The organism is Occallatibacter riparius, assembly GCF_025264625.1.
Taxonomy (GTDB): Bacteria; Acidobacteriota; Terriglobia; order Terriglobales; family Acidobacteriaceae; genus Telmatobacter; species Telmatobacter riparius.
This window is the reverse complement of record NZ_CP093313.1, coordinates 1,266,917-1,288,918: the sequence shown is the minus strand read 5'-3', so window position 1 is coordinate 1,288,918 and position 22,002 is coordinate 1,266,917. Positions and strand designations below refer to the sequence as shown.

The window sequence follows — 22,002 nt, the reverse complement described above, 5'->3', positions numbered from 1 at the left end:
GTGATGGCGGAAGTATACGTGGGTGATCTGAGATTGAAGGGCGCGGCTGCAGTAGAGCGGACTCGACGCATCCAAAACGGTGCGGAGGGATTTCGAATGTCAGCCGAGAAGATTGAGAAGGGCCGTAGTTCAGCGGAGAGCGGTGCGGGCAAACAAGGGCGGCAGAAGGACCAGGAGAGCCGGGAACACCACCTGGACAAGACGATTGAGGATTCGTTTCCGGCCAGCGACCCGCCATCGACCGATCCGAATCCGGGCGGGGACGAGTAGCTGGATCTCCGGAGACGGCACTCACACAAATTGACAGTTCCGCGAGGTTTGCCAGCGGCTGTACGTTCGCAGCCGGGGTAAGTGAGATGGCAAACTCCCAGCAACCGATAGCGGTCCTGCTTTGCGCCTCTCTCGTGATCAGCACGATGGGATTAGAGAGCTGCAAGAAAGAGGCGAAGAAGGACCAGGCGCCTGCGGTCACCTATGCGATGCCAACGCCCGATGAGCTCTACCAGATGGTAGCGCCCATTGCGCTGTTCCCTGACAATCTGCTGGCGCAGGTGTTGGCGGCTTCGACGTTCCCGGACCAGGTGACTGCCGCGTGGAACTATCTGCAGCAGAACCCGGGCGTGAAGGGGCCGCAGCTGATGCAGGCCGTGGACCAGCAGAACTGGGATAACAGCGTCAAAGGACTGACGCAGTTTCCTGACGTGCTGCAGCAGATGTCGGGCAACCTGTCATGGACGTCGGCCCTGGGCGACGCGTATTTCAACTCGCCGCAGAACGTGATGAACGCGGTGCAGGTGATGCGCCAGCGGGCATACCAGGCGGGGAACTTGAAGAGCGGGCCGCAGCAGAACGTGCAGGTGCAGAACCAGGCGCCGTCAGCGGCGCCGGCGCAGTCATCGGCCGAGGCGCAGCAAGTATCGGTTGAGGGCGGCCAGACTACCGTGGTGCAGGCTCCTCCGCAGACGATCGTGATTCAAAACTCGTCGCCCGAGGTTGTGTACGTGCCGCAGTACAACCCGACGGTGGTGTACGGTGCGCCGGTGGCGCCGTATCCGGGTTACTCCACCGCAGCCATGGTCACGACCGGGCTGGTCTCGTTCGGCGTCGGGATGATGGTGGGCGCAATGATGAGCAACAACTGCTGTGGCTGGGGCTACAACTCATGGGGCTGTGGCTGGAATAACGCCAGCGTGACCTACAACCGGAATACGTACGTCTCCACTTCGAACACGTTCACGAACCGCAGCAACTACAACCGGAATTATCAGGGTGGGAATCGGCCCTCGCAGCTTCCGGCCCGTGCCGGTGGCGCGGGTGGAGTTGGCGGCGTCGGCGGGCCGGGTCGAGTGGGCGGAGCCGGTGGAGTTGGAGGAGTCGGTGGCGTGGGCGGTGTTGGAGGCCGCAATGGGGTCGGCGATCGCAACGGAGTCGGTGGACGGAACGGTGTAGGCGATCGCAACGGCGTCGGCGGCAATCGCGGCGGCGACTTCGGCAGCGCGCCGAAATTTGACCAGGGGCGGAACCAGGCGCAGTTCCGGGATCAGGGCCGCGGTGACCAGGGCGGCGTCGGTGATCGGGGCGGTATTGGGAATCAGGGCAGCGCTGGCAACCGCGGCAACGCGGGCGGTGCGCGTCCCTCGCAGCAGCCGAATTTTGGCGGCAGGAATGGCGGCGGCGCAGCAGCTCAGCCCCGGCCGAGCACCAATGACCGGCAGGCAGTGCGCGGTTACGGGGACGGTGGCAATCGCGGTGGGAATAACGGACTGGGCAACTACAGCCAAGGCGGGAATGCGCGGGCGAACAGCTCCCGCGGCCAGCAGAGCCTGAACAGCGGCGGCAATCGTAGTGGCGGCGCGAGTGCTCCCGCAGCTCGCAGTGGCGGCGGAGGAGGTGCCAACCGCGGCGGAGGCGGAGGCGCAAACCGCAGCGGCGGCAATCGCAGCGGCGGACGCAGGTGATGATGCCCGCGCCGACGGCCATGAACACGCTATCCGTAGCCCTTAAAAGGCAGCTTTCACGCAGGAGGAGCCAGGTGAAACGATCGTTGAATATTCCCGGAACGCCGGCCAGTTTGCTTTCCGCGTTGCCGCTGATCGCCGCGGCGATCCTGGTGCTGGGCTTCGATCAATCAGGCGGGCGAGCGCAGACTGCGAATGAGAAGACGTTCGGCTCTCCCGGAGAAGCGGCGCTGGCCTTCTATTCCGCTGCAAAGGCGGGCGACTCGAACGCGCTCAATGCGATCCTGGGCGCGAATGCGGGCAAGATTCTGCACACCGGCGATGACGTGGCGGACAAGAATGCCGTTTCGGACTTCGTCCAGAACTACGACCAGATGCACCGAGTGGTGATTGAGCCGGACCAGACGGCGACTCTCTATGTGGGCGCCGAGAACTGGCCGGCGCCGATCTCGATTGTGAAGAACAGCGCGGGGCAGTGGTATTTCGACACGGCCGCAGGGCTCAAGGAGATCCTCTACCGGCGCGTGGGCCGGAACGAGAATGACGCGATCGAGGTGCTGGAGTCGCTGGTGGATGCGCAGAAGGAGTATGCCGCGACGACGCATGATTCGGAGAAGGCGAAGCAGTACGCCGCGAAGCTCTTCAGCGATGAAGGCAAGCATAACGGGCTCTACTGGAAGACGGCGGACAACGAGCCACCGAGCCCTGTGGGTCCGCTGCTGGCAGGGGCTTTCGGCGAGGGCTACCGGATGCAGCAGGGGCAGCCGACGCCGTTTCACGGGTACATCTTTCGCATGCTGACGAAGCAGGGAGCGGCGGCGAAGGGCGGCGCGCGCGACTACATGGTGAACGGGAAGCTTTCGCGCGGTGTGGCGTTCGTTGCGTATCCGTCGGAGTATCGCAACTCGGGTGTGATGACGTTCATCGTGAACCAGGATGGAGTTGTGTACCAGAAGGATCTTGGGCCGGATAGCGCGAAGCTTGGGGCGGCGATGACGGAGTACAACCCGGATAAGTCGTGGGATCGGGCTGAGGATTAGCGGTGGTTTTTCGGGTGTTTACTGCTAAGTACAAATGCACGTTAGATGTTACAACGACTAGTTTTCGGCCTATGGAATTTAGTAGGCATGTATGTCTTTTCTTGTGTTAAGTTTAATGCCTTTTTTGGCGAATAGATGGAGAAGTAAAAACAGGGGGAGGGGTAGCTAATTTTCTAGTAAATACAGTTACTTATTCGTTATCCCCGTGTGACCCTTTACTTTTGGGCTGGGGACTGGGGTCGCGGGTATTTTGAATCCAGCGCATGAGGTCCTTTTGAGTCCGGGAATCGGTAGACACACTAATTGCGACGCTCTCACGATAGAGGAGCGGAGCTTGCCTGTATGTGATGGCGGTCACGAGTGTTGTCCAGTTATGCGTCGATCAGCGCTCACCATTCGACCGTTTTGGCGCAATCGGATTATCCTCAGTTTCCCAATCTGACCGAGTCCAGCGAACAGAGCTTCTATGTGTCCGGGAACACGGGGCCGCATTGCGTAAAGGGTTATTATTGGCCAATTTCGCATTGAGTGCCGAGGAGGCAGAATGCGTCTGGCTAAGTTCGTTTTCGGCTTGCTGATTGCGACCTCAGTGCAGGCACAACCGACCGGATCGCAAAGCAGTTCCCCGCATCCGAATTTGAAAGTGACGTCGCGAGCCGTTGTTGTCGACGTCATCGTGACAGATTCTTCCGGCAATCCAGTCGCGGGGCTGAAGCGAGACGCCTTCAAGGTGACCGACCAAGGCCACGCCCAGACGATTTCGTTTTTCGAAGAGCACGGCGCTGTGCCGACCGCGCATGCCGTCGAGATGCCAAAGCTTCCGCCCGGCGTGTTTACGAATTTCTCTCCGTTTCCGCAGCCGCAGGTGCTAAATGTGCTGCTGCTTGACTCGCTGAACACCCCGATGGAGAGCCATAGTAATGTGCATAGCCAGGTGATGCAGTTCCTGGGGGACACGAAGCCGGGGACTCGATCGGCCATCTTTACGATGGGGTTGGCGCTGCACTTCGTTCAGGGCTTTAATGACGATCCGGCGGTGCTGATGGCGTCTCTCAAGAACAAAAAGAATAACGAGGTGGAGCCCTCTGTGATGTTGAAGGGCGAGGACGAGGCAAATGCTCAGCAGAAGCTCATTCGGATGATGAACGTGCCGGTTGATTCCCACGGCAACACAGCTGCTTCGGCCGGGATGGCCGGCGATCTGCAGCAATTCATGGCTAAACAGGACACGTCCCGCTCCGTTGATCGGATGTTTGTAACGCTGGCCAACCTGCAACGGCTGGCTGCTTTTTTGCAGGGATTTCCGGGACGGAAGAACATCATCTGGTTTGCGGCAAAGGTGCCGGGTGTGTTCTTGCCGGGGGGCGAGACAGGCAACCCGGCGATCGATGACGAAATCGAGAAGACGCTGACGATGCTGACCGCGGCGCGAGCGGCGATTTACCCGGTTGATCCGGGAGGGTCGGACAACACTGATTTACTGAATGCGCAACTCCTTGCGGAACAATCAGGCGGGCAGGCGTTTGCGACAATAACCCGACTTTCCGGCGTGATTGAGAAGATCACATCGAGCAGCGCCCACTTCTATACGCTTTCTTACACGCTCAACGATCCAAAGATGGACGGGAGGTTTCGTAAGATCCACGTCGCAGTTTCCGGAGGAAACTACAGTCTCTCCTACCGGCGTGGTTACTTCGTCTTGGATGGAACGCGCCCAGGCAGCACGATGAGCATCGGCAATGAGAAGCAGGGTGCGCAGAACACCAAAGCGGTCGATCCGCTTCTACCCCTCATGGACCTGGGTATGCCGCAAGCTCAGCAAATTCTCTACAAGATCCGTGTCGTACCGGACGCGGCTGAGAACAAGGTGGCGGAGAAAACGCATGCGAATCACTACAAGATCGATTTCGCCATTGATCAGAACGACCTAAAGCTGAAGCTTCACGCGGATGGACTGCACAAAGGCGAATTGAATGTTTCGCTGATTGTCTACGACCGATACGGCAATGTCGTAACGCACGAAGACCATCTCGCCCAACTCATCATCAAACCGGACGTCTACGCAATCTTTCAGAATAGCGGCGTGCAACTTCATGCCGAGGTCTCCATTCCGAAAGGCAACTACTGGCTGCGCACGGGCGTGTATGACCCGGGATCGGGCAAAGTCGGAACGATGGAAGTCGCATTAAGTTCTGTGAATCCCTCGAAGGTTTCGACCGACCCGACGGAAAACTGGGCTGGAGGGGTTGCACAACTACATCGTGAAGAGCCGGGTTCCGCCACCCTCAAAAGGACCGCCAGAAGTGTCCTCGTAGACGTGGTGGTGACAGACGATAGTGGAATGGCCGTTGAAGGACTTCAGCAGGGCGACTTTGAAATCAAAGAGAACGGCAGGCGCCAGGCGATCAATTTCTTTGAGCCGCACTTTCTGTCGTCAAGCGCGAGCACGGAACCGCTTACGGCCGTGACGCCGAAGATGTTCACAAATGTCTCTGGGTCGCCACTAAACCAGTCCGTCAATGTCTTGCTGATGGATGCACAAAACACTCAAATGATGGATCAGGGCTATGTGCGGATGCAGATGGTGAAGTGCCTCGCGTCTTTGTCTCCAGGGATTCGAATCGGCGTATTCGCGCTCGGAGACCGTCTATGGAAGATCCAGGGCTTCATGGAAGACTCCTCGATTCCGCTTCGATCCATCGCGCAACTCGCAGCCGATCCCTCGCATTCTCCTCTGCTCCCTGCGTTGGAAATCAGTGAAGAACAAGAGACAGATCCGAAGCAGGATGTGAACCTGGAGATCTCAAGCGGTCATGTCGCGGAAAGTGCGGCAGCCCTGGATGGCTTTCTCAAGCAGGAAGTCAGTTTTGAACCGAATCGTCAGCTACTGGTCACCTTGGATTCTCTCCAGACGATCGCGCAGTATCTTGCCCGCATTCCAGGACGCAAGAATCTGATCTGGTTCTTGGGCTCGTTTCCACTGTGCCTTCGGGATGCAGGTGAAGGGATTACCCACTGCCCACTCGAAGGCGAATACCGCAAGACGATTAACGCCTTGGCGAGTGCACGCGTTTCCGTGTATCCGGTCGACGCAACCAGAGTATTCGATGAGAGGGAAAGAGGACGCGGATCGCGGCCAAGCGCGGCACCCAGTCTGCTGGCAGGAGAGGCGATTCCGAAGAGGAATTCCGGTGTCGTCAGCGGTACGGACAGTCCTTTCTTCGGATTCATTAGTGATGAGACTTGGGCGGAGGGTACCGGAGGCAATTCATTTCATGGCAACCGCCTCAACGAGGAGATTGCGAGGGCGATCAATGATGGGGCAGCGTATTACACGCTTTCTTACACGCCGACGGACCAAAAGGAAAAGGGAAGAGAGCGGAAAATCCAAATCTCGCTGAAACACGCCGAGTACAAGCTATCCTACCGCCGCAGTTATTACGAGCTTACCCCGAAAGAACTGAGGATTTCCGGCGAGGCGGATCACTGAGTTTGGTCGTGGAACGGCAACCGCAGATCCTTCGCTGCGCTCTGGATGACAGTGCATGGGTTAGTGGTTTCGTATGCGAGGCGCAGTTTCGGCGAGCGGTGAAGCATCCTCAGAACAAGAAGGCCGCGGCTCGGGGGAGCTGCGGCCTTTGTTGTTGATGATCTGACCAGAGTACGGATGGCGCCGAAGGCGCAGTCACCCGCACCGGAGGTGCTACATTTCTTTAACGCCTTCGACGAAGGCCTTCAGCTTGCGGCTGCGGCTGGGGTGACGCAGCTTGCGCAGCGCCTTGGCTTCGATCTGGCGGATTCTTTCCCTGGTTACCTGGAATGATTGCCCGACTTCCTCCAGAGTGTGCTCGGAGCCGTCTTCGAGTCCGAAGCGCATCTTGATGACGCGCTCTTCACGCGGCGTGAGGGTGCGCAGGACCTGCGAGGTGTACTCCTTCAGGTTGACGCTGATGACGGCCTCAGAGGGCGATACGGCCTGACGGTCTTCAATGAAGTCGCCAAGGTGCGAATCTTCCTCTTCGCCGATGGGAGTCTCGAGCGAGATGGGCTCCTGCGCGATCTTGAGGACCTTGCGGACCTTCGCGACAGGGATGTCCATGCGGCGCGCGATCTCTTCAGACGACGGCTCGCGGCCCAGTTCCTGCACAAGTTGGCGGCTGGTGCGGATGAGCTTGTTGATGGTCTCGATCATGTGCACCGGGATACGGATGGTGCGGGCCTGGTCCGCGATGGCGCGGGTGATGGCCTGACGGATCCACCAGGTGGCGTAGGTCGAGAACTTGTAGCCGCGGCGGTATTCGAACTTGTCCACCGCTTTCATGAGGCCAATGTTGCCTTCCTGAATGAGGTCGAGGAACTGTAGGCCGCGGTTGGTGTACTTCTTCGCGATGGAGACGACGAGACGCAGGTTGGCTTCGATGAGCTCGCGCTTGGCCTGCTCGGCGTCCATGTCGCCCTGGATCATCTCGCGCTGGGTACGCTTGAGGTCGGCGATGGAGATGCCGGAGTCGGCTTCGATCTTTTCGAGGTCAACTTTGCAGTTCTTCTGCTGGCGCCGGTACTCCTTCTTCAGCTCCTCGCTTTTGGAGGCGTCGAACTTCTGGTCGAGAGCGCGGATCTGGCGCTCGAGGGTGCGCATGGTGTCGACGGTCTTGTTGACCTTGTCGAGCAGGCGCTTGCGCTCGAGAGCGGTGTACTTGAGCTCGCGCACGATGCGGGAGATGAGCACCTTTTCGCGGGCGATGAGCCAGCGGACGTGGCGCGCTTCCTTGGGCTTGTTTTTGACGGCCGTGGTGGCGGCCTTCTCGTCAAGCTGCGCGATCTTCTTCTGGTGCTTGATGAGCGCGTCGATGCGGCTGACGGTGGCGCGCACGCGGGTCTGCACCACCTCTTCGGTGAGCTCTTCTTCGTCGAATACGACGACTTCCTTGACGTTGCGCACGCCGCGTTTGAGGTCTTCGCCGAGGGCGACGATTTCGCGGATCACGATGGGTGAACGCGAGATGGCCTTGAGGACGCGGTTCTGGCCGCGCTCAATGCGCTTGGCGATTTCAACTTCGCCTTCGCGGGTGAGCAGCGGAACGGTACCCATCTCGCGCAGGTACATGCGGACGGGGTCGTTGGTCTTTTCGAGCGTGCCGGGGGTGAGGTCGAGCTCGACGTCTTCGCCTTCTTCGAGATCGAAGTCCTTGTCTGCGCCGAATTTGGGTCCGTCGAGAAGGTCGATGCCCTGCCCGCTGATGGTGCTGAGCAGATCGTCCACATCGTCTGCATTGGTGGCCATCTCGTCCGGCATCATCTCGTTGACGTCGCCGTAGGTGAGGTAGCCCTTCTCTTTGCCTGTATCGATCAGGCTGTGAATGTCGTCTTCGAATTTGTCGTCAATCGCCAAAATGCTCCTGCTTTCCAGGTCGTAGCCGCTAATCCCGTCCTGCCGATCCGGCGTTCCAGCCAAGGCTGGGGGAGGAGGTGGCCTGAGCGCCGATTCCTCGCATGCCATCACGTGATGCGGGCGTTTGGTAAACGGTTTTAGGCCGTTCCAGATCGCGCGCGCAACAGGACCATGTCTGGGGTGCATTCGAAAGGGAACGCACGGACAGACCTGTGGTCATCCGCAAAAAGTGCGGTTTCAAAAATGATCGCTCGGAACAGGATGACCAGCGCTTCAGGACAAGCCTGAGTTAGCCCGCGAGCCGCAGCTCATGTGTGGGGCAAAGGGGCGCGCATCCCTACAGAGATCAACAGATTACCACATTTGAGCCCGGCAATTCCAGGCCCCTTCGGGGCGATTTGCTTGTTTGAGCTCCCAGATGGGGCAGGTGCCGCTGTTGTCTCGCTCTTCCGTTCCCTGTTTTTTAGACGTGCGGAGGCGGATAAAGGCTCAGATTTTGGGATAAACGCGGGTCTGGGAGCGGCTTGGCCGGGGGATCGGGAGACTTTCGGGCTTGGATCGAAGAGGGAGGGGCGCGCATCCTAGCGACTGCAATCGAAAAGAGGGAGACGAATGGATCTGAAGCTCGGCGGGAAAACAGCCCTTGTCACGGGATCAACGGCGGGAATTGGACTGGCTATCACGCAGTCGCTGGCTGCGGAAGGCGCGCAGGTGTGGATCAACGGCCGGTCGCAGGAAAGGATTGACGGGGCTATCGCCACGATTCGGCAGGTTCAGCCGGAAGCGCAGGTGCAGGGGGTGGTGGCTGACTTTGGCTCCGCTGCCGGCGCGGAGCAGGTGATCGGGGCGCTGCCGTCGGTGGACATCCTCGTGAATAACGTGGGGATTTTCGAGCCGAAGGCGTTTGCGGAGATTCCAGACGAGGACTGGATGCGCTTCTTTGAAGTGAACGTGATGAGCGGGGTTCGGCTTTCGCGCCACTATTTGAAGGGCATGCTGGAAAAGAACTGGGGACGGATCATTTTCATTTCGAGCGAGTCGGCGATCCAGATACCGACGGAGATGGTGCACTACGGCATGACCAAGACGGCGCAGATCGCGATTGCGCGCGGCATTGCGGAAGGGGTTGCGGGAACGGGAGTGACAGTTAATTCGGTTCTGCCGGGGCCGACGGAGTCAGAGGGGGTGGGCGGCTTTGTCGAGGATCTGGCGCGGCACCAGAACAAGCCGAAGGAGCAGGTGGAGCGCGAGTTCTTTGAGCACGCCCGGCCGTCGTCTCTGTTGAAGCGGTTCGCGACGGTGGAGGAGGTGGCGGCAATGGTGACGTATGTCGCGGGCGAGGCGTCTTCGGCCACCAATGGAGCCGCGCTGCGGGTGGACGGCGGAGTTGTGCGGGCAATTTTCTGAGCTCGAAGCTGCTGGTTGGGCGCGGATGATTTGAGGGCGGGCCGGGTGGTGCGGGCCGGGTGGGGGGCGGGGTTGGCCGTGGTGCATCAGAGTGGTTGACGCGGCTGGCTGGGCTGGGCAGAATCGGGCAGGATGAGCCCGATTTCCCAGCGATCGACTACCGCGGCTAGCATCGTGCCCGCGTCCGCAGATTTGGGGACGCGGAACTGCGTGCTGGGGGCGCGAGCGCGGCGCCATTCCGTGAGGGAGTTTCCGGGGCCGCTTTCGATCAAATGTGTGACGAGCGGCCGGGTGGCGTGGCGCGTGGGCCGGCGCGATGTGTGGGTCGATCCGTCGTGCTTTCTGGTGCTCAACGCGAGCGAGCCTTATTCCATGGACATTGATAGCGCGGAGCCGGTAACTACCTGCTGCGCGTTTTTTGCGCCGGGATTCGTGGAGGGGATTTTTCGGGATGGAACGCGGGCGGATGCGCACTGCCTGGACGACCCGGGCAGGACAGGGAGCGGGGCTCTGTTTCTAGCGCGGCTGCGGCCGATCAACTCCGGGATTGCGCGCGTGATGACGGAGCTCGAGAGCCAGGCGCGATCGGGCGGCGACGGCATGCGCGCGGAGGAACTCTACAACGCTTTGGCGTGGCAACTGCTGGAGCTATGTGAGGAGACGCGGCGGCAGATCGGCAGCATCCCTGCGGCCCGAGCTTCTACGCGTGCCGAGTTGCTGAGCCGGGTGTCGCGCGGGAGAGAGCTGCTTCATGCCTCCAGCGAGGCCCCGCCGAGTCTGGCAGAGGCCGCACGGGCGGCGGCCATGTCGCCGTTTCACTTCCAACGGACATTTCAGCGGGCATTCGGGATATCTCCCGCGGGTTATCAGGCGCGGCTTCGATTCGAGCGGGCGACTGCACTGCTGAGGCGCGGCGTGGCGGTTACGGAAGCCGCTCTCGATGCGCATTACAGCGGGACCGCCGCGTTCAGCACAGCTTTTCGAAAACGATTTGGGGTCACGCCTTCGCATTACGCGGCGCAATTTAGCAATAAATCGAAAGCGGCAGCCGGCAATTCCGCGTAAAACCGGAATCATGAAAAGACACAGAGCAGTTCTTCTCGCGGTTTTGATGTCGCTTCCTCTGTTCAGCCAATCGCCGTCGGGCTCGGCGAATGTCGATGCTGCGCCTATTAGCCGGGTCGGCTTTGTGATGCTTGGCGTGGCCGATGTCGGCCGCGCCGTGGATTTCTATCACGGCAAGCTGGGGCTGAAGATCAACAGCCAAAGTGACGATCTGGCCTTCTTTGATGCGGGGTCAATTTCGATTGTGGTGAGCTCGGAAGTGGGGCGCCAAGCGGGGGAGAGCGAGATCGTGTTTGCAGTGGAGCATGTGAAACAGGCGGCAGGCGCGCTCAGCCGCAAAGGGGTGCACATTGAAGCGGCGCCGCATCCGCTGACGGCAACGGACTGGGCGGCGAGTTTCAAGGATCCCGATGGGCACGTGCTGAGCGTGTATGGGCCGCAGTAAGCGGGTCGAGTACGGGACACACCGTGCGGGGGCATGCTCGTCAGGTCTGCACCTTGCCTTGCCTTAACTCCGCATTGCGAACGAGCACATACGAGATAAGCGCGAAGACGAAGAAGACGAGGAGCATCCACACCTCGGCCTGCGCCGTTCCAATCACCGTTCGGTAGATTTCAAGGATCCAACGATCGGAATTAAGGACGGGCAGCGGTTGATCTTTCAGGGGCGTGATGTATTTTTCATAGTCCCAGGGCCGCACGCCGCCCGATACGCCGACAACGACGATCGCAACCATCATGTAGCGCACCCAAGCGGTGCTCAGGGACTCATGGATGATGCGGCTCATGATTGCGCTGATCGATTTGCGAAATAGCCATGCGACGAGGCACGCAACGACGAGGGATAGGAAGAAAGTGACAACGAGCAGTTTGATGATCACGGGTGGACTCCCAGGCCTTCCGGCACAATAGGGCTGGGAGATCTGATTCGGGCCGAGTTTGATGTGCCGCGGAGGCCGCCCGCATTATCGGGCATCTCCGGTTCGACGGCGCGGAAAAAATTCCATTAAGCCGACGGCTTCTGGCGGAATAAGACCGGGATTCCGCGAATTCGCACATTGCCAAATTCCAGCGCATGGCTCGATATCTCTGGATGAAGTGTCCGGATTTGAGCGGTCTGAATTGAAAGCGGTCATTCACTGTGACGGCGTTGCGCGTTAACTTCCTGAGTCGAAGATTGTTAGCGATGGTTGCGGTTGGTATGAAGAGTGCTGCTTCCTGTCTTCGATGGATATAGCGCGACCAGAAATCAGGCAAAAGAGGAACCGGCGAAGGATCGCTGCTGCTGTGGCGATTGCGTTGATTGCTGCCACGGGAATCCTGCTCTGGCGGCTCCAACTGCGGCATCACAGCGAGTACGCGACGATCACGCATGATGGCCGCGCGCTGCGAGTTCTCGTGGTTCGTGCTGCCAAGCCTCAAGAAGATGCTCCGGTCGTGGTAATGGTTCACGAGGTCTACGGTCTTAGCGACTGGGCCAGGAATATGGCAGGCGAGCTTGCGGACGAGGGCTTCACGGTGGTTGCGCCCGATTTGCTGAGTGGACACGGTCCCAACGGGGGCGGCTACGGAGATTTCGCCAGCGAAAGCGACGTGACGAGAGCTGTCTCCGATCTTGATCCGGATGGCGTGACAGCCGACCTTGATGCGACGGTGGATTATGCCAGGAAGCTTCCGGAGTTCAAGGGCAAGGTTGTGGTGGTGGGCTTTTCATGGGGCGGCTGGCGGACCTTTGCATTTGCTACTCATCGCAAAGACCTGAGCGCGGCGTTCGTCTTCTATGGAACGGGGCCGGCTGACGTCACCACAATCAACGCGCCCGTCTATGGATTCTATGCAGGAAACGACGGGGACGTGGACAGTACTTTACCCGCGACGACCGATGCGATGAAAGCGGCTGGGAGGGTCTATAAACCGGTTATGTACGACGGCGCAGATCACGGATTCATGCGTCTCGGTGATGCCAGGAACGCGAGTGAAGACAACAAGAGGGCACGATACTTGGCCTTCCGTCTTCTTGTAGGAGTGCTCAACGGAATTGGCCGGGAAGAGAAGATCTCGCCCACGTCATGAGCGTTCCTGATCCCGTCCCTTCTGGTACAGGTCGCGCAGTTTGCGGTCGTATGGACCGACCAAGGTAAGGGGCAAGCGTTCAGCAGGCGAGTTCCGATGGGGCACAGAGACAAAACGATGCCGTCTCAATGGGACGGCATCGTTGGTCCCTCCCGCTTCAACGCCCCTTGGTGGGGGCGGCGGGACAATCGGGACCGGAGTTCTTGTCGACCTTGGCGGTAAGCAGCTGGCGAGCTTTCGAGGCGCACTGACACACCGCGAGGGACGCATTCTGGATGTCCGTGTTGTTGGCGCGGATCTGATCGTGGAATGTGGGCATGTTGACCTCATTCGGGTTCTGAGCGAGGTAGTGCCTGGCTGCGTTAACTCGGATCGCGAGGCCGTTAAGCAGTTCTCCCAACTGATCGATGACGGCCTGTTGCTCCGGAGTGGCTTTGTCGCGCAATTGTTGAAGCTGCTTCCAATCCTTCACCAGAGCGTTCACGCCGTCTCCGGTGGCAACCAGGCGGTAGTAGTGCACCTGCCAGGGGATGTTGGCCATGGAATATGTCTCCAACTGCAGGGCATCGTTAGCGGTCTGCACCGCGTCCGTTTTGGCCTGGCGCAGCAACTGGGAGATCTTTTCGGCGTCGCCCGTGACTGCGGCACAGGCGGTGGACAACAGCACGAGGAAGGCTGCCGCAGCAGCGTTCCTGAAGATATTGGCGGAAAGAAGCCGGTTCATAGCTCCCTCCAGGTGAACGAAGTCACGTTCGGGTTATGCAGGCTCCCGTCACACGGGAGCGCGCTTTGTTGCGAAGGCGAGCGGAGTTGAGGAACCGTACCTGAATCGCTACCTGAATCGCCTCAGCCGGAGGCCCATCAGACGGGACCATGCTGTGCCCGTCGTCCGGGAATATCAATGCAAGGGAGGTATTTTCTGAACTGCTGTTTGATCACGCGCCAAGTCGCGCAAACTGCAACGTTTATCCGCCAGATCACAGCTAAATAACTGAATCGGTGCTAAGCTCTTGCCGAGACTGGGGTGCGCGGTGCGCACGGATGGCTATTCGGGCTTCGCTTTTCAGGAGGCTTGCCGCCATGGAAAGTCCGGTCCACCCCCCGACGAATCGATTGCATTTCCGCGCGTTCGAATTCGACATGCGCACGCGCGAGCTGTTCCGGAACGGCAGCCGGCTGAAGCTGCACGGACATCCGATCGATGTGCTTCTGATGCTGTTGGAGCGGCCAGGCGAACTGGTCACACGCGAGGAGTTGCGCAAGAAGCTCTGGCCGGAAGATACGTTTGTTGATTTCGAACATGGCCTGAACAGCACGATCAGACGGCTGCGGGATGCGCTTGGAGATAACGCAGAACATGCGCGGTATATCGAAACGCTGCCGCGGCTTGGATACCGGTTTATCTCGGAAATCGAAGCAGATGGGAGCGCGGGAGACGGGACCAGGCGGGCTCAGCCGAACTCAGATGTCGGAGTCTCGACTCTTTTGGGTGCGGCTGCGAAGGACAAGAGCGAAGGCCCCGTTTTGGTGCACACCGCGGAGCGGACCCGCAGCTCTCGCTTTCCGTGGCTTGTGGCTGCGGGATCCATTGTTGCGCTGGCGATTGTGACGGTGTGGCTGGTTGCTTTTTGGCGCGCAGTGCCGCATGTGACGAGCATTGATGCGATCACCAACGGTACTAATGGCGGAAGACCGACGGCGATGCTGGCCAGCGACGGAACCCGAGTCTACTACAACGAGATCGTTAACGATCGAGTGGTACTGATGCAGACTTCGCCTGGCGGTGGAGAGCCGTCGAAGATGCAGACGCCTTTACTTGCGCCCGGTTTACTCGATATCGCACCGGACCGCTCCAGCTTGCTGCTTGTCGACTGGGGTGCGTCCTCGTCTCTTTGGATTGATCCTCTGCCACAGGGGCCGCCACGGAGAGTAGGCGATGTGAGTGCGGATGACGCCACCTTCACTCCCGATGGGAGTCAGATTGTTTTCACGAAGGGCGCGGACGTGTGGATTTGCTACACAGACGGCTCGCAGGCGCGCAAGCTGTGGACCGCCCCCGGAACTCCTGGCGGTTCCAGCGCCCTGCGGGTTTCGCCCGATGGACAGCGCCTGCGATTGAGCGCGTGCGAGACATCGGGCTGCGCTGTGTGGGAAGCGAAGACGGACGGGTCAGGAGCACACCGCGTCTTGCCGCGATGGCTCGACCGAACTCGGCAGGATGGCGGGGTGTGGAGTCCTGACGGTCGCTTTTATGTTTTCGGGGCGGTCACCTGGAAAGGCGCATTCCACGAGAATTTATGGGTGATGCGGGAGCGCCGCGGCGGGTGGTTCTCCAGCAGCCACGCAGCGCCGGTGCAACTAACTGGTGGGCCCATGTGCTTTGCCTCTCGGGTTGCCTTCAGCCCCGATGGGAAGACGCTGTTTGCATTTGGGATGAAGGATGACAGCCAATTAGTTCGTTACGACCCAGTTACAAACAAGGTGGAGCCGTTTGTGTCCGGAGTTCCAGCAGAATCGATGGAATTCAGCCGGGACGGGCAGTGGGTGGTTTATGTGACGACTCCCTATTCCAGTCTCTGGCGCAGCCGGAGTGATGGGAGTGAACGCGTGCAACTGACGTCGTCGGATGACTCAAGCGCCGGAATTGCCCGGTGGTCTCCGGATGGCACGAGGATAGCTTTCGAGTGGACACGCCCGGGCGAGCTGACGAAGATTGCGGTGATTTCGCGCGACGGCGGGTCCCCCGAACAGGTGGTTCCGGACAAGGAAGACAGCCATGAGCAGGCCGATCCCACCTGGTCGCCGGACGGTAAGGAGATCATTTTCGCGCGGGACCGAGGCTCAGCGGAGCTGGAATTGCTTCGAGTGGATCTCCAGACGAGGAAGGTGAGACCGGTTCCTGGTTCGTCGAGACTCTTCAGCCCCCGCTGGTCCCCGGATGGGCGTTATCTTGCGGCGTTTACTTTCGACATGCACTCCATCCGTCTCTTCGATTTCCAAAAGCAGGTATGGACCACGTGGTTCACAGCGCAGGAGGACACGGTTGGATGGAACCTGTGGTCGCCTGATGGCAGCGCCCTCTATTTCTTGAGGAGCCAAACCAAAGATCCGCCGTTGGCCTGGTGGCGCATCACTCTGAAGGGACAGATGCCCAAGAAGGTGATGGACTTGCCGAGGGAACGCATATTAGACGCGTCGCTCACACTGGGCCCGGACGGGAAAGCCTACTACACGCGCGATCTGAACTCCTATGGAATTTATGCAATCCATCTGAGTGAGAGATAGGGGGCCTTCGGGCGGCTGACGCATTGCTCTACTCCTGACCGCGCTGGTGTAGTTCGCGAAGCGCCTTGTCGAGTTGGAGTTTCTCCTGCGTGAGGCGGAGGGCTTCGGTCATGTCGGCGCGGCGTTCGGCTTCGGCGATTTCGCGGAGTAGCTCGCGGCGACGGTGTTCGATGGCTTCCTCGTGGATGTGCTGCAGGGCGCCCGAGACTTCGGCGTCGCCGGGTGGGCGCGTTTCGCCCAGGAGGGCCTGGGCGAGGAGAGCGCGCTGACTCTCGTCCTCGACGACGTCCATGGGGTCGTTGGCCTGGCGGTTGGCGAGAGCCTGAATAGCGGGGAATGCCACGAGCTGTTCGAACCAGGAGGGCTGCTGCTGGATGGCAGCAGCCGCGAGCCGCCGGGCCTCCTCATGCTCGGGGTCGATGATGGCAAGGGCGCGGAGGAGAACGCGTTCCACCTCGGTGAGGGGCGAGGACTTTACTTCGACATGGTCGCGGCGCTTGAGGGCGGCCTGGCGGAGTTCCTCGCGAAGGACGGCGGAGTCGATGCCTAGCTTCTGGGCGGCGTCATGCGCGAACTGGCCGCGAGCGAGCGCTTCAGGGATGCGCTTGATGTGCGGCAGGAGGTAGTTCATCGCCTTGACCTTCTGGTCGCCCGTGGCACCGGGGAACATCTGGCGGGCGCGTTCGATGAGGTAGTCGGACTGGCGGCGCGCGCCGCGGATGGCAGCCACGTAGGCTTCGACCCCGCGCTCGCGGATGAAGCGATCGGGGTCGAGGCCGTCTTCAAGCGTGACGATCTTGATGGTGAAGCCTTCTTCGGTGAGGAGAGAGATGGATTTCTCGGCGGCGTTCGCGCCTGCGGCATCGGGATCGAAGTTGACGGCGACGTTGGATGTGTGGCGACGGAGCAAGTTTACCTGGTGCTCAGTGAAGGCGGTGCCGCTGGTGGCGATGACGTTCTGGATGCCGCGCAGAAAGACGGAGATGCAGTCCATCTGGCCTTCGACGAGGAGGGCGAACTCGGTCTGGCGGATCGCAGTGCGCGCCTTGTCGAGATTGAAGAGGACCTGGCCCTTGGTGTAGAGGGGTGTCTCGGGCGAGTTGATGTACTTGGCGCCGGCCTTGTCGCCGGTTTCGAGCGTGCGCGCGGTGAAGGCGATGACACGGCCACTCTCATTGCAGATGGGGAACATGACGCGCTTGCGGAAGCGGTCGTAGACGTGGCCGAGCGTGCCGTCTTCATGCTCCTTCTGGCTGAACAAGCCGGACGCGCGGAGGGTTTCGGCGTCGGCCATGGAGCTGAGGCGGTCGCGCAGGGCATTGAAGCTATCGGGCGAGTAGCCGATGCGGAATTTCTCGAGGCCTTTTTGATCGAGGCCGCGGCCGGCGAGGTATTCGCGCGCGATGGCGCCCTCGGGGCCGCGGAGCTGCTCTTCGTAGAAGGAGGTGGCGGCTTCGTGCAGGTCGAGCAGTTTGCGGCGTAGACGTGCCTCGGCGGCTTCTTCAGGGGAGGAGTATTCCTTTTTGGGCAGGGGGATGCCGCACTTGTGGGCGACGATACGCACGGCTTCAGGGAAGCTGACGTTCTCGATTTTGGCTACGAAGCTGAAGACGTCGCCCGATACGCCGCAGCCAAAGCAGTGATAGAACTGCCTGACCGCGTGGACGCTGAAGGAGGGCGACTTTTCCTTGTGGAAGGGGCAGAGGCCGGAGTAGTTCACGGCGCCGGCTTTGCGCAGGCGGATGTACTGCTCGATCACCTTGACGATGTCGGCCTGCTGCTTTACGGACTGGGCAAAGTCTGTCACGAGACGTGAGTCAAGGATAGCGGGGCTGGCTTGGCAAGATCATGGATCAAGGTTCCTTTGAGATCTCTTGACAGTTAATACGCACGTACGTATTATTTCTTCATGAGAACCTCGCTTCGAGAAGACATCCTCAACGCCGGCCTCAAGGTCATGTTTCAAGCTGGATATCAGGGCGCAACGGTGCGCGATATCTGTGCTGAAGCCGGCGCTCCCCATGGTTCTTTCACCAATCACTTTCGCTCGAAGGAAGAGTTCGCGAAGGAAGTCCTCGATCGCTACTTCGAGAACGTGAAGATCGCGGTGCGAAGTGCTCTGGACGACAAGACCCTCACGCCCCGTCAACGGCTGCATCGTTATCTGGAGATCATCAGCGGGCGTCTCGCCGGTGACAAATGGAATCGCGGATGTTTGATAGGTGATTTCAGCATTGAGACTGCTTCGCAGAGCAAGCTCCTGCGCCACAGGCTCGAGGCAATCTTCGAGGAGTGGCGAGCGCCCTTTGCCGCCTGCATCGCTGAGGCGCAAGACCTCGGTGAGATTGACTCGACCTTCGATCCGATGGACCTGGCTGAATTTCTTCTCTCTTCCTGGGAAGGCGCAATCCTGCGCATGAAAGTGGAGCGGGGCCCGGCTCCGCTTGACCGCTTCAGAAAGATCGTCTTCGAAACCGTGTTCAAGGAGAAAAAATGAATATTCTGACCGATATCATGCTTCCCCAAGTCGAAGTCCTTGATTCCACCATGGCCTACCGCGAAGCCGGAGATAGCGCGGCTCCCGTCGCGCTCTTTCTGCACGGCAACCCGACTTCCTCTTACATCTGGCGCAATATCCTTCCGCACGTCGCACCGGTAGCGCATTGCATTGCGCCCGATCTCATCGGCTTCGGCCAATCGGGAAAACCCGATATCGCGTATCGCTTTGTCGATCATGCGCGCTATCTCGATGCATTTTTGGACGCCGCCGGCATCACGTCGGCCTTCGTGGTTGCGCAAGACTGGGGCACGGCGCTGGCTTTTCATCTTGCAGCGCGCAGGCCAGGGTTCGTGCGTGGACTGGCGTTCATGGAGTTCATTCGCCCCATGCCAACCTGGAACGACTTCCACCCCGACCAGGTTGAGATCTTCCAGAAATTCAGAACGCCTGGCGTAGGTGAGGAGATGATTCTTCAAGGAAACGCATTTATCGAAGGAGTGCTTCCAGCTGCGATGGCGAGAAAGCTGAAGGAAGAAGAAATGGCGGTCTACCGTGCGCCATTCCCAACGCCTGAGTCGCGAGTGCCAACCTGGCGCTTTCCGAATGAGCTGCCGATTGCCGGCCAGCCCGCGGATGTATATGGCACCCTTGAGGAAGCGCATCGAGCTCTCACGCAATCGATCTACCCTAAACTGCTTTTCGTTGGTAACCCCGGCGCTCTCATTTCACCGGCCTTTGCGGAGAGTTTTGCCAAACGGCTGACGAATTGCAAAGTCGTGCACCTCAGTTCTGGGCTTCATTATCTGCAGGAGGACCATCCTGACGTCATCGGAGCAAACATCAAGGAATGGCTGGTCGAGTTGGGAGTCACATCAGCCAGAGGTGCGGAAGGCGCGTCTTTAGGTTTGGAAAAATAGGACGACCGCACTAGCGGTTCTGATCGACACCAACGCTAAGTTCCACATGGATCCGTAATGGAGGCTTCGATTTATACTGGGCCTTGGAATTACTTCCTGGCGTGATCGCTGAGACCCTACAATTTGAGGCCTACAGGCCCGCTCTTCTAGGCCACTGTTATCGGATGCTAGGCTCGGCCTTCGACGCGGATGATGCCGTGCAGGAAACCATGATCCGTGCATGGCGGGCGTACGACCGCTTCGACGGCCGCTGCTCTCTAAAATCCTGGCTCTATCGCATAGCGACCAACGTCTGTCTCGATGAGTTGAGCCGGCGTGGTCGCCGTGCGCGTCCCATCGAAGAAGGGTCGCCTGCGCCGGGAGCGCCGCCTCTGGACGCTCTGACTCAGCAGCCCGATAGTTACTGGATTGAGCCAATTCTGGACGCGGATATTGCGGACACCGATGCAGGACCCGATGAAAAAGCCTCGCTTCGGCAAAGCATTCGTCTCGCTTTCGTAGCTGCTCTTCAAAAGCTGCCGCCCAAACAGCGCGCCGCGCTTTTGATGGCGGAGGTTTTGGAGTGCCCGGTTGCGGAAGTTGCGGAGACCCTGGATAGCTCGGTTGCCTCAGTCAACAGCGCATTGCAGCGAGCCCGTAGCTCACTCGCGAAAAGGAGCCCCGATCAGCCAGCCGACTTGACTCCCGCTCAGCGCACGATGGTGGAGCGGTATGTCGCTGCCTTCGAGAGTTATGACGTCCATGGCCTGGTAGGGCTGATGAAGCAGGAGGTCACGTTCTGCATGCCTCCGTACTCGCTATGGCTGCAGGGCCCGTTGGATGTTCAAACGTGGATGCTGGGCCTGGGATCGGGATGCCGTGGCTCGCGCCTGCTTCCGACGTTCGCTTCGGGTTGGCCTGCGTTCGCCCAATACCGACCCAATCCGGCCGGCGGACACACAGCGTGGGCGCTGATTGTTCTGGAGCTTGCCGGGGATCAGATCGCCGCGGTCAACAGCTTTCTGGACGTAAACAGGCTGTTCCCTCGATTCGGTTTCCCCGTCCATCTGCCTCCCCAATGAATTAAGGAAAAATTTGGTCGCAGGCCGATGAGTTTCCGGCACTCCCTCGGTCATTGGTTCAGAAGGAGAACATGAGCCATGAATGCCATCGCACAACCTGCCGCCGGCAACTTCACTCAACATCAGACCGCTTCCGCTGGATGGAAGCTCTGGACCGGGCGCGTCCTGAGTATGCTGCTCGGAGCGTTCTTTCTGTTTGACGCCGTGATGAAGTTCGTGAAGCCTGCGGCCGTCGTAACAGCCACACTGCAGCTCGGATTCCGCGAGTCATCGATTGTTCCCATCGGTCTCGCGCTGCTGGCCTGCACCGTTCTGTATTTTGTTCCTCGAAGCGCCGTCTTTGGCGCCCTTCTGCTCACCGGTTATCTTGGCGGAGCCGTTGCCTCTCAGGTGCGTATCGGTGCGCCGTCGTTCAATATTCTGTTCCCTATCGTGTTCGCCAGCCTGGTTTGGACTGGTCTTTATTTACGCGACGAACGCGTGCGGGCGCTTCTGTCTTGACCGCGACTTCCCCAATCGAACGGAACGATATCCGATCGCTGAATTCAGCACCAATAGAGGAGACAACAATGAAGATCACCGTTGAGACGGTTGTGGCCGCGCCCATTGAGCAGGTCTGGGCAGCCTGGACAAATCCCGAGGACATCAAGCAGTGGAATGCGGCTTCCGATGACTGGCATACTACCGCGGCCGCGGTCGACTTGCGTGAGGGAGGAACATTCTCGTCGCGCATGGAGGCGAAAGACGGCAGTATGGGTTTCGATTTTGCAGGGACATATACCCGCATCGTAGAGCACCAGCTAATCGAGAGCAGGTTCGGCGAAAGGACGCTTCGTGTGGAGTTCCTCGACCGCAATGGGGAGGTCACCGTTCGCGAGTCATTCGATGCTGAAACTACCCACTCCGAGGAGCAACAGCGTCAAGGCTGGCAAGCGATTCTGGATCGTTTCGCAAAACATGTCGAAGCGAAGCAGATCCGGTGATGGTTCCATAAGGCCGCTGGAGCATAGATCCTACTGAAACGCTTAATCAGGGTGCCAGGTCTCTCTCGTTCGGAGACCTGGGCCAAAGCCCATCGAGCTACGGGATATCAGGCGTCCTGAGCCAATGGAGTACTACTCTCAATGAAGCACCGAAATCACGTAGTACCACTGTCATTCATGGCCGGGAAGCCGCTTCCCATGAGCGCATCTGCTGCCTGCGTTGGCTCACGCAAGTCAAATGCAGACGGTGACGCTACCCCTTCATTGGGGAAGCGCCGATGTAAAGTGCTCGACAATGAAGCAGGCAGACAGCGCTATATC

18 protein-coding genes are annotated in these 22,002 nt (G+C 59.6%); 14 read left to right on the top strand and 4 right to left on the bottom strand.

What is annotated here, in order from left to right:
• The first annotated feature begins 96 nt into the window (after positions 1 to 96).
• From MOP44_RS05075 to MOP44_RS05060, 4 genes are all read left to right on the top strand, one after another.
• Positions 97 to 270, top strand: a complete 174-nt coding sequence (locus MOP44_RS05075; RefSeq protein WP_260794825.1) for a hypothetical protein — start codon at positions 97 to 99, stop codon at positions 268 to 270.
• Between the two features lie 86 nt (positions 271 to 356).
• Positions 357 to 1,958: a DUF3300 domain-containing protein gene (locus tag MOP44_RS27840; RefSeq protein ID WP_313901050.1), complete on the top strand. Its 1,602-nt coding sequence runs from the start codon at positions 357 to 359 to the stop codon at positions 1,956 to 1,958.
• A 74-nt stretch (positions 1,959 to 2,032) separates the two neighbouring features.
• On the top strand, positions 2,033 to 2,998 hold the full coding sequence (locus MOP44_RS05065) for a DUF2950 domain-containing protein (protein WP_260794824.1): 966 nt from the start codon (positions 2,033 to 2,035) through the stop codon (positions 2,996 to 2,998).
• Positions 2,999 to 3,542: 544 nt separating this feature from the next.
• Positions 3,543 to 6,488 carry a VWA domain-containing protein gene (locus MOP44_RS05060; protein ID WP_260794823.1) on the top strand — a complete coding sequence of 982 codons (2,946 nt, stop codon included), beginning with the start codon at positions 3,543 to 3,545 and terminating at the stop codon, positions 6,486 to 6,488.
• Positions 6,489 to 6,701: 213 nt separating this feature from the next.
• On the opposite strand, the gene rpoD is transcribed toward MOP44_RS05060, so the two are convergent.
• The gene (rpoD, locus tag MOP44_RS05055) at positions 6,702 to 8,390 is read right to left on the bottom strand and encodes an RNA polymerase sigma factor RpoD (protein ID WP_260794822.1); all 1,689 of its coding nucleotides are present in this window, start codon (positions 8,388 to 8,390) and stop codon (positions 6,702 to 6,704) included.
• A 612-nt stretch (positions 8,391 to 9,002) separates the two neighbouring features.
• Here rpoD and MOP44_RS05050 point away from each other — a divergent pair.
• The 3 genes from MOP44_RS05050 to MOP44_RS05040 all read left to right on the top strand — a co-directional run bounded on the left by MOP44_RS05050 (position 9,003) and on the right by MOP44_RS05040 (position 11,307).
• Positions 9,003 to 9,797, top strand: coding sequence for an SDR family NAD(P)-dependent oxidoreductase (locus MOP44_RS05050; protein ID WP_260794821.1), 795 nt, complete (start codon positions 9,003 to 9,005; stop codon positions 9,795 to 9,797).
• A gap of 132 nt (positions 9,798 to 9,929) precedes the next feature.
• Entirely contained in the window at positions 9,930 to 10,862 is a 933-nt protein-coding gene (locus MOP44_RS05045; RefSeq protein ID WP_260794820.1) for an AraC family transcriptional regulator, read from the top strand.
• A gap of 10 nt (positions 10,863 to 10,872) precedes the next feature.
• Positions 10,873 to 11,307 carry a VOC family protein gene (locus tag MOP44_RS05040; RefSeq protein ID WP_260794819.1) on the top strand — a complete coding sequence of 145 codons (435 nt, stop codon included), beginning with the start codon at positions 10,873 to 10,875 and terminating at the stop codon, positions 11,305 to 11,307.
• Positions 11,308 to 11,347: 40 nt separating this feature from the next.
• Here MOP44_RS05040 and MOP44_RS05035 read toward each other — a convergent pair whose 3' ends face one another.
• A complete protein-coding gene (locus MOP44_RS05035) occupies positions 11,348 to 11,743 on the bottom strand; it encodes a hypothetical protein (protein ID WP_260794818.1) in 396 nt (131 codons plus the stop codon).
• A 406-nt stretch (positions 11,744 to 12,149) separates the two neighbouring features.
• On the opposite strand from MOP44_RS05035, the gene MOP44_RS05030 reads away from it, so the two are divergent.
• Complete coding sequence (locus MOP44_RS05030; RefSeq protein WP_260794817.1) at positions 12,150 to 12,935, top strand: dienelactone hydrolase family protein; 786 nt, start codon at positions 12,150 to 12,152, stop codon at positions 12,933 to 12,935.
• Between the two features lie 157 nt (positions 12,936 to 13,092).
• Here MOP44_RS05030 and MOP44_RS05025 read toward each other — a convergent pair whose 3' ends face one another.
• Entirely contained in the window at positions 13,093 to 13,659 is a 567-nt protein-coding gene (locus MOP44_RS05025; protein ID WP_260794816.1) for a hypothetical protein, read from the bottom strand.
• Between the two features lie 356 nt (positions 13,660 to 14,015).
• On the opposite strand from MOP44_RS05025, the gene MOP44_RS05020 reads away from it, so the two are divergent.
• Positions 14,016 to 16,220, top strand: coding sequence for a winged helix-turn-helix domain-containing protein (locus MOP44_RS05020; RefSeq protein WP_260794815.1), 2,205 nt, complete (start codon positions 14,016 to 14,018; stop codon positions 16,218 to 16,220).
• A gap of 28 nt (positions 16,221 to 16,248) precedes the next feature.
• Here MOP44_RS05020 and dnaG read toward each other — a convergent pair whose 3' ends face one another.
• The gene (gene dnaG, locus MOP44_RS05015) at positions 16,249 to 18,027 is read right to left on the bottom strand and encodes a DNA primase (protein WP_260794814.1); all 1,779 of its coding nucleotides are present in this window, start codon (positions 18,025 to 18,027) and stop codon (positions 16,249 to 16,251) included.
• A 102-nt stretch (positions 18,028 to 18,129) separates the two neighbouring features.
• Here dnaG and MOP44_RS05010 point away from each other — a divergent pair, with 102 nt between their 5' ends.
• The 5 genes from MOP44_RS05010 to MOP44_RS04990 all read left to right on the top strand — a co-directional run bounded on the left by MOP44_RS05010 (position 18,130) and on the right by MOP44_RS04990 (position 21,681).
• Positions 18,130 to 18,717: a TetR/AcrR family transcriptional regulator gene (locus tag MOP44_RS05010; protein WP_260794813.1), complete on the top strand. Its 588-nt coding sequence runs from the start codon at positions 18,130 to 18,132 to the stop codon at positions 18,715 to 18,717.
• A complete protein-coding gene (locus MOP44_RS05005; protein ID WP_260794812.1) occupies positions 18,714 to 19,637 on the top strand; it encodes a haloalkane dehalogenase in 924 nt (307 codons plus the stop codon). Before MOP44_RS05010 ends, MOP44_RS05005 begins: the two co-directional genes overlap by 4 nt.
• 101 nt (positions 19,638 to 19,738) lie before the next feature.
• Positions 19,739 to 20,698 carry a sigma-70 family RNA polymerase sigma factor gene (locus MOP44_RS05000; protein ID WP_260796613.1) on the top strand — a complete coding sequence of 320 codons (960 nt, stop codon included), beginning with the start codon at positions 19,739 to 19,741 and terminating at the stop codon, positions 20,696 to 20,698.
• Positions 20,699 to 20,776: 78 nt separating this feature from the next.
• Positions 20,777 to 21,199 carry a DoxX family protein gene (locus tag MOP44_RS04995; protein WP_260794811.1) on the top strand — a complete coding sequence of 141 codons (423 nt, stop codon included), beginning with the start codon at positions 20,777 to 20,779 and terminating at the stop codon, positions 21,197 to 21,199.
• Between the two features lie 68 nt (positions 21,200 to 21,267).
• The gene (locus MOP44_RS04990; RefSeq protein ID WP_260794810.1) at positions 21,268 to 21,681 is read left to right on the top strand and encodes an SRPBCC family protein; all 414 of its coding nucleotides are present in this window, start codon (positions 21,268 to 21,270) and stop codon (positions 21,679 to 21,681) included.
• The last annotated feature ends 321 nt before the right edge of the window (positions 21,682 to 22,002 follow it).